Origin of the sequence: Gaetbulibacter sp. S0825 (assembly GCF_011777505.1) — a bacterium.
Lineage (GTDB): Bacteria > Bacteroidota > Bacteroidia > Flavobacteriales > Flavobacteriaceae > Pontimicrobium.
This window is the reverse complement of sequence record NZ_JAATJT010000002.1, coordinates 542,734-558,491: the sequence shown is the minus strand read 5'-3', so window position 1 is coordinate 558,491 and position 15,758 is coordinate 542,734. Positions and strand designations below refer to the sequence as shown.

At 32.5% G+C, this 15,758-nt stretch carries 13 protein-coding genes; 11 read left to right on the top strand and 2 right to left on the bottom strand.

Annotation, left to right across the window (positions count from 1 at the left end; translation table 11 throughout):
* Positions 1–49 precede the first annotated feature (49 nt).
* From HB672_RS10235 to HB672_RS10215, 5 genes are read left to right on the top strand one after another with little or no spacing between them, the layout of a single operon-like run.
* Positions 50–478, top strand: coding sequence for a DUF6146 family protein (locus HB672_RS10235; RefSeq protein ID WP_167611941.1), 429 nt, complete (start codon positions 50–52; stop codon positions 476–478).
* A gap of 39 nt (positions 479–517) precedes the next feature.
* Positions 518–1,027, top strand: a complete 510-nt coding sequence (locus HB672_RS10230) for a DUF6787 family protein (protein WP_167611938.1) — start codon at positions 518–520, stop codon at positions 1,025–1,027.
* The gene (locus HB672_RS10225; protein ID WP_167611935.1) at positions 1,024–1,353 is read left to right on the top strand and encodes a hypothetical protein; all 330 of its coding nucleotides are present in this window, start codon (positions 1,024–1,026) and stop codon (positions 1,351–1,353) included. Before HB672_RS10230 ends, HB672_RS10225 begins: the two co-directional genes overlap by 4 nt.
* Before the next feature lie 43 nt (positions 1,354–1,396).
* Positions 1,397–3,643 (top strand): TonB-dependent receptor, encoded by a 2,247-nt coding sequence (locus HB672_RS10220; RefSeq protein WP_167611932.1) that lies wholly within the window; start codon positions 1,397–1,399, stop codon positions 3,641–3,643.
* Positions 3,644–3,674: 31 nt separating this feature from the next.
* Positions 3,675–4,622 (top strand): alpha/beta fold hydrolase, encoded by a 948-nt coding sequence (locus tag HB672_RS10215; protein ID WP_167611929.1) that lies wholly within the window; start codon positions 3,675–3,677, stop codon positions 4,620–4,622.
* Between the two features lie 96 nt (positions 4,623–4,718).
* On the opposite strand, the gene HB672_RS10210 is transcribed toward HB672_RS10215, so the two are convergent.
* Positions 4,719–4,985 (bottom strand): hypothetical protein, encoded by a 267-nt coding sequence (locus HB672_RS10210; protein WP_167611927.1) that lies wholly within the window; start codon positions 4,983–4,985, stop codon positions 4,719–4,721.
* 228 nt (positions 4,986–5,213) lie between these two features.
* Between HB672_RS10210 and HB672_RS10205 the strand changes: the two genes are divergently transcribed.
* The 4 genes from HB672_RS10205 (at position 5,214) to HB672_RS10190 (ending at position 12,427) form a co-directional block, all read left to right on the top strand.
* On the top strand, positions 5,214–7,682 hold the full coding sequence (locus tag HB672_RS10205) for a DUF5916 domain-containing protein (protein WP_167611925.1): 2,469 nt from the start codon (positions 5,214–5,216) through the stop codon (positions 7,680–7,682).
* Between the two features lie 175 nt (positions 7,683–7,857).
* Complete coding sequence (locus HB672_RS10200; RefSeq protein WP_167611923.1) at positions 7,858–10,398, top strand: DUF5916 domain-containing protein; 2,541 nt, start codon at positions 7,858–7,860, stop codon at positions 10,396–10,398.
* 75 nt (positions 10,399–10,473) lie between these two features.
* The gene (locus tag HB672_RS10195) at positions 10,474–11,142 is read left to right on the top strand and encodes an ABC transporter ATP-binding protein (RefSeq protein ID WP_167611920.1); all 669 of its coding nucleotides are present in this window, start codon (positions 10,474–10,476) and stop codon (positions 11,140–11,142) included.
* Positions 11,143–11,155: 13 nt separating this feature from the next.
* Positions 11,156–12,427 (top strand): dicarboxylate/amino acid:cation symporter, encoded by a 1,272-nt coding sequence (locus HB672_RS10190; RefSeq protein WP_167611917.1) that lies wholly within the window; start codon positions 11,156–11,158, stop codon positions 12,425–12,427.
* A gap of 165 nt (positions 12,428–12,592) precedes the next feature.
* Here the strand turns inward: HB672_RS10190 and HB672_RS10185 are convergent, their stop codons facing one another.
* Positions 12,593–13,186 (bottom strand): hypothetical protein, encoded by a 594-nt coding sequence (locus HB672_RS10185; protein WP_167611914.1) that lies wholly within the window; start codon positions 13,184–13,186, stop codon positions 12,593–12,595.
* A gap of 213 nt (positions 13,187–13,399) precedes the next feature.
* Between HB672_RS10185 and HB672_RS10180 the strand changes: the two genes are divergently transcribed.
* Together HB672_RS10180 and HB672_RS10175 are read left to right on the top strand one after the other, a co-directional pair.
* Positions 13,400–14,173, top strand: coding sequence for a TIGR02757 family protein (locus HB672_RS10180; RefSeq protein WP_167769586.1), 774 nt, complete (start codon positions 13,400–13,402; stop codon positions 14,171–14,173).
* A 92-nt stretch (positions 14,174–14,265) separates the two neighbouring features.
* Positions 14,266–15,756: a carboxypeptidase gene (locus HB672_RS10175; protein ID WP_167611911.1), complete on the top strand. Its 1,491-nt coding sequence runs from the start codon at positions 14,266–14,268 to the stop codon at positions 15,754–15,756.
* The last annotated feature ends 2 nt before the right edge of the window (positions 15,757–15,758 follow it).

Sequence of the window (15,758 nt, the reverse complement as noted above, 5' to 3'; positions counted from 1 at the left end):
TTAAAAATTACGAAACGATTTTTGTAACTTTAAGAGAAAAACAAAGAAAATGAAAAATCTATTTTTAATCTTTTTGATTTGCTTTGGTGTAATAAGTTGCAAAACTTCCCAAAAAGCAAATGTAAGCAACCAAGTTTCAGAGGTTGAGCAAGATACCGTTAGAATAGCAAACGACAAATTAGAATACGAAATAATTATAATAGAGCCAGGTTTTAGCACTTGGTTATTAAGCACTGCGAAACCAGAAGGTTATTACTCTCAAGAGTTTTTGGAATCAAGAAATCAAATGTTAGTTTCAGAGTGGAACAGTAGAGTTTTACAACCAAATAGATACAGCCCTAGTCTATATGAAGCAAGAATAGACTATGAACCAAATATTGATTATGGATATGAAGTTAATTACAAGCTTTATAATTATTTTATTTACTTTCAAATAACACACAAACAACAATTAACAGGTTTTACTCCAAGAATTTAGTAGAACGCTTTATATTTGCGGCACATTTTAGTTAGTGCTATGAAAAAATTTAAAGAACGCTGGGAGATAAAGAAAAATTGGCAATTATTTTTTCCAATATTAGGTGTGGTATTGTTAGTTTATAGTTCTTATAAATTATCTGGGATATTTTTTAACAGGCACGAAGCTCCAAATATTCCATATTTAGTCTTATTATCGGCTATTTTCTATTTTATCCTATTAAAGTTCTTTCTTTTCTGTTTCAATAGACTGGAAAACAAATGGATAGTTGACTACAAATGGGAAATGATTCGCATTTTTATTGTGTTTGCCATAACTGGAACATCATCAGTTTTTGTAAGTAAACCTATTATGAAATTTATAGGAATTACTAAAGAAAACTTAAATATATTTGTCTATTGGATACTTTATGTTATTATTGGACTCATATTTTATCAAATCCTGTTAATTACAATAGCTTGGATTTTTGGTCAATATGCATTTTTTAGAGATTTTTTAAAAAGATTGGCAAAGCGAATTGGATTAAGCAGATTAGTAAAAGAAGAATGAGTAAATACAAAAAAAGCATCATTTTTAAAAGCCTGATTGTCACATTAGTGATTACGCTTTTAGTACCTTCTTTTGTAAAGTTAGCTCATGCTTTCGAAAATCATGAACATGAAATTTGTGTAACACCTCAAAAGGAGCATTTTCATGAGTACGATATTGATTGTGAATTCTATAAATTCAAAACAAATCCTCAAGTTGCTATTTCATTTGATTATGAGGAGAGCATAAATATTGAAAACAACACTTCTCCAATTGTTTCGCAATATCAATTTATAAGCGATTATCAACGATTATCTTTTAGTTTAAGAGGACCTCCTACTGTTTAGTATTATTATTAGCTATTTTAATAAACACTAAACAAATTCAAAAATGAAATCAAACATATTTTGGCTACTATTACTAGTAGCATATTTACCTATACAGTCACAAAACACAGTAAAAGGTACCATTACAAATATTGATACTCACGAAGTATTACCTTTCGCCAACATCTATTTTCCAACACTCGAAAAAGGAGGCATCACTAACGAAAATGGAGAGTTTACCATTTATGATTTACCAAACGGAAGTCATAAAATGATTATATCTATTATTGGTTTTGAGACTTATGATGCCATTATAACTTTACCATTAAACGATTACTTAAAAATTGCGTTATTTCCATCGGCAATAGAAATGGAAGAAATCATTCTTTCAACACCATTTCACAAGTTGCAACGAGATAATGTGATGAAAGTAGAGCAAAAAAACATCGGTGATTTAAAATCTACTGGTGCAGTAACGCTTTCCGAAGGTATTAATACCATATCTGGTGTAGAAACTATATCTACTGGAGTTGGTATTGGTAAGCCTGTTATTAGAGGTTTAAGCAGCAATAGAGTGTTAGTATACGCACAAGGGGTGCGATTGGAAAATCAACAATTTGGTGAAGAACATGGCTTAGGGCTAAGTGATGCTGGTGTAGAAAGTATTGAAGTTATAAAAGGACCTGCTTCCCTACTCTACGGTAGCGATGCGCTTGGAGGTGTTCTATATATCAATCCTGAGAAATTCGCTCCAGCAAATACAAAAAGCGGTGATCTAAACTTTAATTATTTTACAAACACCCAAGGTTATAATACCAATGCAGGTTACAAAACTTCGATAGATAATATTAAACTTATTTTTAGAGGAAGTATTACTGAGCACGCCGATTATAAAACCGAAGACTATCGTGTTACCAACTCTAGATTTAAAGAACAAGATTTTAAAGCTGCTTTAGGTTACCAAGAATCTAATTTTAACACGGAGTTTAGATATAATTTAAACACTTCTCAATTAGGGATTCCTGAAGAGATTGGTGTACAAAATACCAACACAAATCCGTTATTACCAAACCAAAATATCCAAAATCACATTTTTAGCTCTAAATCGAAACTATTTTTAGAAAATTCTAGTTTCGAGCTTAATGTTGGCTATATCTATAATAGTAGAAAGGAGTTTGAAGAACATCATCATCACGACGACGATGATCATGAAGAAGAAGAAGAAGAAGAAGAACATGAGGAAGAGCATGAAGATGAAGAAGATTTAGAAGCTGCGTTACATATGAAGTTAAAAACGTTTAACTACGATTTTAAATACAATCTGCCAAAACTAGGTAGGTTTGAAACAATAGTAGGCTTACAAGGTATGTCTCAAACCAATACTAATTATGGAGAAGAAGAATTAATTCCAGACGCTACTACCAACGATGTCGGATTATTAGCAACATCTCACATTCATTTTGAGACTATGGATTTACAACTTGGTGCGCGCTATGACAATAGAATTATTGATGTTGAAAATGGTTTTTCCAAAAACTACAGTAGTTTTAATGGTGCTTTTGGTTTAAAAAAGGATTTTAATGATGAAGTGACTACAAGAGTGAATCTTGCTTCAGGTTTTAGAGCGCCTAACTTGGCCGAATTAACCTCTGAAGGGAGTCATGAAGGTACTAACCGCTATGAAATTGGAAATAGCAATTTAAACAATGAGCAAAATTTTCAAGTAGATGTTGCCATAGAATATAATGCTCCTCATATGGAACTATTTGTAAATGGATTTTATAATAAAGTGAACGATTATATTTTCTTATCACCAAATGGCGATGTTATTGATGACGACCCAGTATTTGTGTATTTACAGAACGATGCGAAATTATTTGGTGGTGAAGTCGGTTTGCATTTCCATCCGCATCCATTAGATTGGCTGCATATTGAAAATACTTTTGAAACAGTTACAGGAAAGTTAGAAGACGATAGTTATTTACCTCTTATTCCTGCTAATAAAATCACTAATACAGTTCGTGTGGAATTTGATAACAACTGGTTTAAAAAAGGCTACGCATTTGTAAAACTACTTACCAATTTAAAACAAAATAATATTAGCGATTTTGAAACAGTTACACCAAGCTATTCTCTAATAAGTACAGGTATTGGAGGTGAGTTTAATGTGTTTAACAACATCATGTGGTTAAGTATTACTGGTAATAACTTAACCAATAAAAAGTATATTAACCACTTATCACGTTTAAAGCCTGATGGTATATACAATATGGGACGAAATATTAGTTTTGCAATGAGTTATAAATTATAAATAATTGTTGGTATTTTTATACGTTTGATAAATGACAAGAAAACGCAGAGTTAAAATTTTAAAACGTATAACTATAATTTTAATAGTTCTAGGGATGATTTCTGTTCACTTTTTCATCCCTAGACTTATTTCAGAGATTAGAAACCCAGTAGTTAGTCTAATTAAACGAAATCATAATGTTAGTCATGAATTGACTCTCGACAATCAATTTAAAATAAAAAGAAAAACTTTTTCAATAACTTCATTTGATGGCTATAAGCTATCTGCCAACTTAACTTATTCCAGTTTAGATTCAACAAAAGGCACGATTATTTTATTGCATGGAATAAGATCTAATAAGAGTCATTTTAATGAATTGAGCCGTTTCTTGTCGTCTGAAGGATTTAATTCGGTTGCTCTAGACTTAAGAGCTCACGGAGAGAGCGAAGGTAAGTTTTGTTCTTTTGGAGTAAATGAAAAAAAAGATGTTAATAAATTAATCGACTATTTAATTGATAATGAACAATTAAATAATATTGGTATTTGGGGACAATCGCTTGGTGGAGCTGTCGGTTTGCAAGCAATGGGGTTTGATAAAAGAATTAAGTTTGGGGTTATTGAAAGTGCATTTTCAGATTTTAAAACTATTGTGAATGATTATTTTGACTTTCACTTAGGTTTTAGCTTTGCTCCATTCTCTAATTATCTAGTAAACAGAACTGGTAGCATTGCAGAGTTTGATTCAAATGATGCAAAACCAATCAAATACTGTGAAAGCATAGAACAACCTATTTTAATAGTACATGGTAACAAAGACAAACGCATTAATATTAAATATGCCAAAGAAAATTTTGCTAAGATTAAGAGTACTGATAAAAAATTTTTAGAGATAGATACAGCAAATCATTCTAATGTGTGGAAAGTTGGTGGTGAAGACTATTTTAAAAAAATACTGAAGTTTCTTGAAAAGCAAACACAAAATCAAACAATTACCGATTAAACTTTTTGCGCCTAAAGAATAAAACAATATAAAGAGTATATTAGTTGTCTTATTAAAGTATAGGAATCGATAGACCACAAATTTGGGATTGAAAAACTACACTTCTATTACCTTCTCCTCAGTTTTAAAAACATAACTATACAACCACATTAATGTAAAGGTTGGCACAATATCTAGAAAAGGCATTGCCTCTTCAATAAACACAATAGCACCTGCTATTTTGCCTGTTCTACCCTTATATAGTTTGGTCATTAAATAACCTGCTAATGGTGCCCAAACTATATCAAATGGTGGAAACACAAACGATACATATCCTAAGGCATCACACACCAAGCCTATAGCAAGCTTTTTATATTTATTCATAGTGAAAAATTAATTAAAGTATTTATTAAAACTATAACAAGAAATATACCAAGTTTATTATTATAGTATAAATGTCATTATAAGAGCCAAAACAAGTATTAACACTATATTTTTGTTTTTAACGTTTACTTATGAAAAAGCAACAAATACTCTTTTAATTTTACAATATTGTAACATTCAAGATTTTTGTTAGTCTTTGTAAAGTACATTCATCTAATCAATCAAAAAATGAAAAACATTCTCTCTGTGTTTATTGCACTTTTGTGTATTACCACCATCTCTTCACAAGAAAAAAAATTCGTAAACCTTAAAAGAGCTAAGATAGCACCAAAAATAGATGGTGTTTTAAACGATGTTGCTTGGGCAGAAGCCGAAGAAGCCAAAGATTTTATACAGTTTAGACCAGATATTGGAGTCAAAGAAACTGTGGATGAAAGAACCATTGTCAAAGTTACCTATGATGACAATGCAGTGTATTTTGCAGCTTTTATGCAGGACGACCCTTCTAAAATTATGAAGCAATTTACAACACGTGATAATTTTGGTCAAGCCGATTTCTTTTTAATATCTATAAACCCAAATAATGATGGACAAAACGATACTGAGTTTTTAGTATTTACAACAGGAACCCAAGCAGATGCTATTGTTACATCAGATGGCAATGAAGATTGGGGCTGGAATGCTGTTTGGGATAGTGCAGTCAAAATCGTTGACAACGGTTGGGTTGCAGAAATTAAAATACCGTATTCGGCATTACGATTCTCAAATAAGGGCGTGCAAACTTGGGGAATAAACTACCATAGACGTTATATGAGGGATAATCGCCAGTATACCTGGAATCCTATAGATCTTTCATCAGGAAAAAAAATCGGGTTAATGCATGGTGAGATACGTGGTATCGAAAATATTAGCCCACCAACTAGATTGAGCTTATATCCATTTGCTTCAGCTATAACTAGAAGTTTCGATGGAGAAAACGATAGTGATTTCAGTTTCGGTATGGATATAAAATATGGAATTACTGAAAATTTCACCCTAGATGCGACCTTAGTTCCAGATTTTAGTCAAGCTGGTTTTGATAATGTACAATTAAACTTAGGCCCTTTTGAGCAAGAGTTTTCAGAACAACGACAGTTTTTTACTGAGGGTGTAGACCTCTTCAGTAAAGGTAATCTATTCTACTCTAGACGTATTGGCAATAGACCTAGCGCATACCCAACACTTGGTGCTAACGAAAGAGTTACTAAATATCCAAACAATGTAAAAGTAATAAATGCATTAAAACTCTCAGGAAGAACAAAGGAAGGTTTAGGAGTCGCATTTTTTAATGCTATTACCGAGAAAACCGAAGCGACAATTAAAGACAATACCACTCAAAACACTAGAAAAGAAATAGTTGAGCCTCTTGCTAACTATAATATTTTAGTAGTTGATAAACAGTTTAATGGTAATTCATCTGTTAGTTTAGTAAATACTAATGTAATGCGTGATGGAGGTTTTAGAGACGCAAATGTTACGGCTGGATTGTTTGATATTAATAATAAGAAAAACACGTATAATTATGAAGGAGCGATAAAAGTTAGCAATGTAAATTATAAAGGAATAGATGAAACAACTACTGGTGTGAGTGGTGGTTTAGGGTTTAATAAAATTAGTGGTAATTATAGATTTGGTGTTGATTACGAAATGGCTGATAAAAAATTCGACATCAATGATATGGGAATCCAATTCCGAAATAACTTTAGTAATTTTTCTACCTATGCTTCCTACCAAACATTTAAACCTACCGAAAAGCTTAATAATTACCGAATAAATATGTGGTTTAACTATGAGCGTTTATTTAGGCCAAGCACTTATACAAGTAAAAACATAGGTATTAACTTTAATGCACAAACCAAGAAATTATTCAATTTTGGTGGAAATATTAATTGGGAAATTGGTAAACAATTCGATTATTGGGAACCAAGAACCGATGGTCGATATTTCACTTTCAATAATGGTTTTAACATGAATGCTTGGATTGGTACAAACAGAGCTAAAAAGTTCTCGTTTATGACACGTCAAGGATTTGCAACACTTTTTGATAAAAATCGCGATGTGTTTGTACACTTTTGGGCAGTAGATCCAACTATAAGAATTTCAGATAAATTTAGTCTTTCCTACTCATACCAGTATAATCGAGGTAATGGTGGTCGTGGCTATGTAGCAACAGCAGACAATGACGATATTATTTTTGGTGAGCGTCTACAAAAAACAATTGAAAATAGTATTTCTGGCACGTATAACTTTAATTCATTTCATGGATTATCATTAACATTTAGAAACTACTGGTCATCTGTAGATTATGATTATGATCTATTTAGCTTAGAAAATGATGGAAGCACAATTAATAATACTGGATATAATTTAGACAATATTGGCACCTTTTTATCTGACAATCCAAATTTCAATCCTAATGTAAACTTTAATACATGGAATTTAGATTTTAGATATTCATGGCAATTCGCTCCTGGAAGTCAGCTAACTGCTTTATATAGGAATTCGTTATTCAATTTTGATAATATGTCAAAAGAAAACTTTTTTAATAGTATAGATACACTTTTCAATCAGCCAATAGAACATATATTCTCACTACGCATGGTGTATTATATAGATTATAACAATGTTAAAAACGTATTTAAAAAGAAAAACACCTAAGAAGAAATCTATAATTTTCGCAACAAGACCTGTTATTTTAATATAATGGGTCTTTTTTTTAACATTTAGTTAGGACAATACTTACGTTACTAAGTGTAGTTTTGAGAAAATTTTGCAGTTTTTTAAGAATCAAGCTTGCAAATAAAGACTAAACTATACTAATCATCATTAAAAAATGAAAAGAGCCTTCTTCTTTTTATCCATCTGTTGTTGGGTTACACTGACTACTGCGCAACAGAAAAAAACACTAAATATTACAAAAACGACCAAAGCTCCAAAAATTGATGGTGTATTGGACGATGCTATTTGGAGTACTGTTGAAGTAGCTACCGATTTTGTACAATATGACCCAGAAATGGGAGTTAAAGCAGCAGAAAACAAAAAAACCGAAGTAAGAGTTACCTATAATGACCAAGCTATTTTTATTGCAGCTTACTTACATGATAACCCTGAAGATATTTTTAAAGTCTTTTCTCCTAGAGACGATTTTGGTCAAGCCGATTATTTTGGAGTAACATTTAATCCAAATAACGATGCACAAAACGATATAAAATTTTATGTAATGAGTTCAGGAACTCAAGCAGATATTGTAGGAGGTTCAAGTGGGCGAAGAGGTGGTGGCCCAGGACCAAGAGGAGATAGAGGTTGGAATGCTGTTTGGGATAGTGCTGTGAAACACGTGGATGATGGCTGGATTGTTGAAATGAAAATTCCTTACGCAGCTCTTCGTTTTTCAAATCAAGAAGACCCTGTTTGGGGAATTCAGTTTTATAGAAAATATAGAAAAGGTGGACTTGATTATAGCTGGAGTCCAATAGATAGAACGGTTGGGCAACAAGGAATTTATGATGGTGAACTTCATGGTTTAAAAAACATTTCTCCTCCTACTCGATTGAGCTTTTATCCTTTTGCTTCGTATACCGCAATTAACCAAAGTGGAGAAACTGTGAGTAATACTGGTTTTGGTATGGATGTAAAATATGGAATTACTGAAAGTTTTACATTGGATTTAACCTTGATTCCAGATTTTAGTCAAGCTGCTTTCGATAAAGTAGAATTAAATTTAGGTCCTTTTGAGCAACGTTTTGACGAACAGCGTCAGTTTTTCAAAGAAGGTGTGAATTTGTTTAGTAAAGGAGATTTGTTCTATTCAAGAAGAATAGGTAATGCTCCTGTTGGACGTTATGATATCTATGACGATTTAATTGATGAAATTGACGAAGTTGAAGAGGTTATTGACAATCCAAAAAGTGTAAAAATGTTAAATGCCATTAAGATTTCTGGTAGAAATAAACATGGGTTAGGAATTGGAGTATTTAATGCAATTACCGAAAAAACAACAGCAAGAATTAAAAACACAAAATATGACCTTGATATAAACGATGAAAAAATTGACTCAACAATAACATACCGAGATCAAACAACCGAACCTTTTACAAATTATAATATCATTGTTTTAGATCAGCGTTTTAATCAAAATTCTTCAGTGAGTTTTGTTAATACAAATGTAACAAGAACTGGTGATTTTAGAGATGCAAATGCATCTGCTTTGCTTCTAAGTTTAACAGATAAGACCAATACGTACAGGGTCAGTGGTCAAGGAAAAATGAGTAGAATTACTGATATTGAAGATAATTCTACTGGTTTTGATGCAGGCTTTGAAATAGGAAAAGTTAGTGGTACTTACCAATACGGAATTGAAGGAAGCATAAGAGACAATAAATACGATGTCAACGATTTAGGATTTGGAGTGAGAAATAACTTTAAAAACTTACAGGGTAAATTTCGCTATGAAATTTTTGAGCCTTTTGGCATTTTTAACAGTTTTAATGTCAGGGCTGAAAGTCAATTTAACTGGAGACATAGTAATAACGATTTTACTGGAAATAGAACAAGTATAAACGTAAGTACCAGAACAAAAAACCTCATGTGGATGGGTGGAAACATTACGATGATGCTAGGTGAACAACGTGATTACTTCGAGCCTAGAGATCAAGAGAATGACCGCTTTTTCTCATTTTCAAATTGGATACAAGGACGAACATACCTTTACACCAATAGTAATAAAGCACTTTCCACTAATGCCAATTTTAGCTATGGTAAGCTATTTCAAGATGGACTAGACATCCGTGAATACGGTATTAGAGTTGGACCAGAATATAGATTTAGTGATAAACTAACAATAAAATATCAAATAGATTATCAAAGAAAAATTAATGATCGAGGTTATGTAGATAATATAAATGATGGTGAAATTATCTTTGGCCAAAGAGATGTAAAAACTGTTGAAAATACAATCTCTGGAACGCTTAATTTCAACTCATTAAACTCGCTAACCCTATCTTTTAGAAATTATTGGTCTACAGCAACTTACGACGAAAACCTTTACACTTTACTTGAGGATGGTGAACTTACAACTAATACAGGTCATACAATTACTAATTTAGATCTTGATCCTCATAGAAATTTTAATATTTGGAACTTAGACCTAAGTTACGAATGGCAATTTGCTCCAGGAAGTCAATTAATTGCTTTATATAGAAATCAATTATTTAATTCTTCTTCTGCATCCAGAGATTCTTTTAGAGATAGCTTAAAAGATTTGTTTGATCAGGACATTCAGCATACATTCTCTTTAAAAATGGTGTATTTCTTGGATTATAATTCGTTAAAAGGTATTTTCAAGAAAAAAGATTCAACAGTTGGTGTGCCATAAACAAAAATCAATATTGTTCAAATTTTATAAAAAGGTTACACTTCAATTCTGTATTTTTACTTTATTACAAAAAGTATGATTAAAGTAAAAAATATTCATAAGTATTACGATGATTTACATGTATTAAAAGGTGTAGATTTAACTATCGAACAAGGTGAAATAGTATCTATAGTTGGTGCTTCAGGTGCAGGAAAAACCACCTTATTGCAAATATTAGGCACACTAGACGAAGCTTCCAAAATAGAAACTCATGAATTAATTATAGATAATACATCTATCACTGATCTTAAAGAAAAAGAGTTGGCGAAATTTAGAAATGAACATTTAGGCTTTATTTTTCAATTTCACCAATTACTGCCAGAATTTACTGCTCTAGAAAATGTGTGCATCCCTGCATTTATTAAAGGAGCTCCAAAAACTGAAGCGGAAAAAAGAGCAAAAGAACTTCTAGAGTTTTTAGGATTGTCGCATAGAATAAATCATAAACCTAATGAATTATCAGGTGGCGAACAACAACGTGTGGCTGTCGCTAGAGCATTAATAAATAATCCTAAAATCATTTTTGCAGATGAGCCTTCTGGTAATCTAGATAGCGAATCTGCTGAAACCCTTCATAATCTATTTTTTAAACTTCGTGACCAATTTGGACAAACCTTTGTTATTGTAACCCATAATCAAGAATTGGCAAATATGGCAGATAGAAAACTTGTAATGGTCGATGGCAAAATGGTAAATAATACTTAGTAATATATATTATATGAAAAAAATGGCATTGCATTGGAAAATTCTATTAGGAATGCTATTAGGTGTTATTATTGGTCTAGTCGCTATTCAATTTTCTTGGGGACAGGGTTTTGTAACCGATTGGATTAAACCCATAGGGCAAATATTTATAAGCCTTTTAAAGCTCATTGCTGTTCCGTTAGTGATTGTGTCACTCTCTAAAGGCATTACCGATTTTAAAGATTTATCCGATTTATCAAAAATTGGAGGTAGAACTATTGGATTTTATTTATTTACAACAGTTTTGGCCGTTGTCTTAGGATTGTTTTTAGTAAACACCTTTTCACCAGGCTCTAATGTAAATCCTGATGCTTTAATCAATCTGTCTGAAGGTTTTACAGCAAGCATGAGCGATAAAATAGCTTCTGCTGATGTTGGGGATAAAGGACCGTTAAGCTTTTTTGTAGAGCTAGTGCCTCAAAATATGTTTAGTGCATTTACTAATAATGCAAGTATGTTGCAAGTCATTTTTGTGACCATCTTTTTTAGCGTATGCATGCTCTTAATACCTAGTAAACATACAAAACCAGTAAAAAAGTTGATTGATTCAATAAATAGAATCATGCTTAAAATGGTGGATGTTATCATGCTTACTGCTCCTTACGCAGTTGCTGCTTTAATCGCGACGCTTATCGCAGAAACTACCAATGCCGAGTTATTTATTGCTTTATTAAGATATGCTGCTTTACTCCTATTTGGTATGTTGTTATTGGTTGGTGTGTATGTACTACTAATTATGCTATACGCCAAAAAATCGCCTAAATATTTTTTAAAGGGCATATTACCAGCGCAACTTACAGCATTGACTACAAGTTCTAGTATGGCAACACTACCAGTAACCATGAAATGTGTTGAAGAAAATCTAGGTGTTGAACAAGAAATAAGTAGTTTCGTATGTCCAGTTGGAGCTACCATAAATATGGATGCCACAAGTTTAATGCAAGCCATTGCAGCCGTTTTTGTATGCCAAGTTTTGGGACATGATTTAACTTTAACCGACCAATTAACTATTGTACTTACAGCAACGCTTGCATCTATTGGTGCAGCAGCAACACCAAGTGCTGGTATTATTATGTTAGTGATAGTTTTAGAATCTGTTGGATTTCCTTCTGAGAAATTAGCAGTTGCCTTAGCGATGATAATGTCAGTTGATAGACCTTTGGACATGGCACGAACGGTAGTGAATATTTCTGGTGATAGCTGTGTATGTGTATTAGTTGCTAAGTCTTTGAAGAAGTTGAAGTAATCAGGGTAAGTTTTGAGTTACGCTTATTGTGTTTATACGCCTAATTTAGAAAATATAAACCTTATAGAAAATCCAAAGGATTTTCCGAATGGATACAGAACAAGCAATTAATTATCACGTTGTTAACATTTGTTTTTCATTTAGTTTTTTTTAAAATATTTCGATTTATTCTGGTTTTGAATATTCAATTAATTCCTCTACGTATAAAAAGTCTCCTTGATTCTGAGTGAGTTTAATAAAGTTTTTTATTGCTGGTGCGTACAACCAAATTTCCTTTTCATCTGCGCTATAACCTCTAGAATTGGTAGTTTTACCTGTATATTCAATTGTATAAGCCATAAATGTTCCAGCTTCAACTGTTTCTTCTCGGTATGATAATATTTCAGCTTCTTGATTTTGACTTCCAGTTGTCCCATCTTGACTAGTCCAGTTGTTTTCGTATTTCCACTTTTTTCCCACTTTTAGAGGCCAAGCGTATTTAGGTGTTTTGCTTTCATCCTTTTTTACAATTTCAGTAACTGGAATGGTGTCCTTACCGATTGTCATACCTAAAATCCCATCGATATTGACTATTTCTCTTGTATCTATTCCATCCGAGCGTACTTCTCCTTCCGTAGTTATACCTTTATATTTCCAAACCCATTTCTCACCAACCTCATAATCAGCGAGAGTTGGTTGGTTGGTGGTGCTGTATTTGGTTGTGTCGTTACATGCGCTAACTATTACTACTGCAAGTAATACTAGAATTTTATTTTTCATATTTTTTAATTTAAAACAATAAGACGAGTTATATTGAAACTTGTTACAGTTACTAGAGTTTTAAATATAAACTCTCCATTTTCTAATAAATGCTAACTTTTTTGATATGATTTTTTTTAATGATTTATATCAGACGATACTGAAGCAAGTTCAGTACAAGTAAGCAAATTTTATTTTTTACTTTAGCATTTCAACAGCAAAACCATTAAAGTTATACACTTTTTAAACACTAAAGACCTCAAAGATTTTCTAGACACAAAAGTCGCTCAATACAATAACACAAAGTTTATTGAGAGCGACCCTATTCAAATTTCGCATCAATTCAATAAAAAAGAAGATATTGAAATCGCTGGTTTTCTAACAGCTACCATTGCTTGGGGAAATAGAAAAAGTATCATCAATAATGCTAAGCGAATGATGCTGTTGATAGATAATGTTCCTCACGATTTTATAATCAATCATCAAGACAAAGATTTAGAAGCTCTAAAACCATTTGTACATCGCACATTCAACGGAAACGATTTTATACAATTTATTAAAAGTTTACAGCATATTTACAAAAAGCATCATGGCTTGGAAGCTGTGTTTGTAAAGCATGCTAAACAAGATTCCTTACAAGCATCTATCCATCATTTTAAAAAACATTTTTTTGAGATTGAGCATTTACCTAGAACTCAAAAGCATATTAGCGACCCTTTAAAAAATTCAGCAGCAAAGCGTATTAACATGTTTTTACGATGGATGGTTAGACAGGATAACGCAGGCGTTGACTTTGGTATTTGGAAGACCCTCTCTCCTAGCCAGCTATCTTGCCCTTTGGATGTCCATTCTGGAAACGTAGCCAGAAAACTGGAATTACTCAATAGAAAGCAAAATGATGCTAAAGCTTTAAATGAGTTAGACGCTTCATTGAGAACATTAGACAAAAACGACCCCGTTAAATATGATTTTGCGCTTTTTGGTCTTGGTGTTTTTGAGGGTTTTTAATAGTTAATAACAATTAATAATTATTCTTTACTATTTCTTCTAAAATAGTACCTTAGTATTATTCAAAATCAACCAACAAAATTTTCTAATCAATGAAAAAAATAATCACACTTCTATGCATAATAGGAATAACAACATCGTTTGCTCAAAGTAGAACAATTCCAGTAGATACCTTAGTTAAAACAACACATAACACAACTATAAAAGGTGTGAGTATGTCATACACAGCCGAAACAGGCACACAACCTGTTTGGGACGCAAAGGGTGACCCAGTTGCAACATTGTTTTACACATATTACACCAGAAATAATATTAAAAACAGAGCGTCTAGACCATTAATCATTTCTTTTAATGGAGGTCCTGGTTCAGCTTCGGTTTGGATGCATGTGGCTTATACAGGTCCAAGAATTCTAAATATTGATGACGAAGGCTATCCTGTGCAACCCTACGGATTTAAAAGTAATCCCAACTCTATTATAGATGTAGCAGACATCGTGTTTGTAAATCCTGTTAATACAGGTTATTCGAGAATGGTTCCAGATAAAGAAGGCAAAATGCCTGATAGAAAACAATTTTTTGGAATTAATGAGGATATCAAATACTTAGCAGAATGGGTAAATACGTTTGTGTCTCGAAAAAACCGTTGGGAATCGCCAAAATATATTATTGGCGAAAGTTATGGAGGCACTCGTGTTATGGGATTAGCAAACCAGTTGCAAGGTAGCCAATGGATGTATTTAAATGGTGTGATATTAGTATCACCAGCCGATTATAATGCCTATAATGTAGATAATCAGCCAGAGTATTCGGCGCTTGATTTACCCTATAAAGCTGCAGCTGCATGGTATCATAAAATGTTACCCCCTGCTTTACAAAGTAAAGATTTAACAGATATGCTACCAGAAGTTGAAAGCTACGCTATTAACACATTAATGCCTGCAATCGCCAAAGGTGGCTTTATTAGTGATGCTGAACGAAACAGTGTCGCTGAGAAAATGTCGCAATACACTGGTTTAAGTAAAAAAGTGATTTTGCAACACAATTTAGTAGTGCCAAATAATTTTTTCTGGAAAGAATTATTACGCGATAAAACTGGACAAACCATTGGTCGTTTAGATTCACGTTATTTAGGTATTGACAGAATGCAAGCTGGAATGAGTCCAGATTATAGTGCCGAATTAACGTCTTGGTTACATTCGTTTACGCCAGCAATTAACCATTACATAAAAAATGAGTTGAACTTCGATACAGATATTAAATACAATATGTTTGGTCCTGTACACCCTTGGAATAATGATAACAACACTACTAGAGATGATTTACGTAAGGCAATGGCAACTAATCCGTATTTACATGTATTAAACCAATCTGGTTATTATGATGGAGCGACCACCTATTTTACAGCAAAATATACCTTATCGCAAATTGACCCAAGTGGAAAATTAAAAAACCGTATGAGTTTTAAAGGGTATAGAAGTGGTCACATGATGTATCTTAGAAAGGAAGACTTAATTAAGGCTAATGAAGATATAAGAGAGTTTATTAAAAAATCTTCAGCCAACGGAAAAGCTGCAAAATATTAATT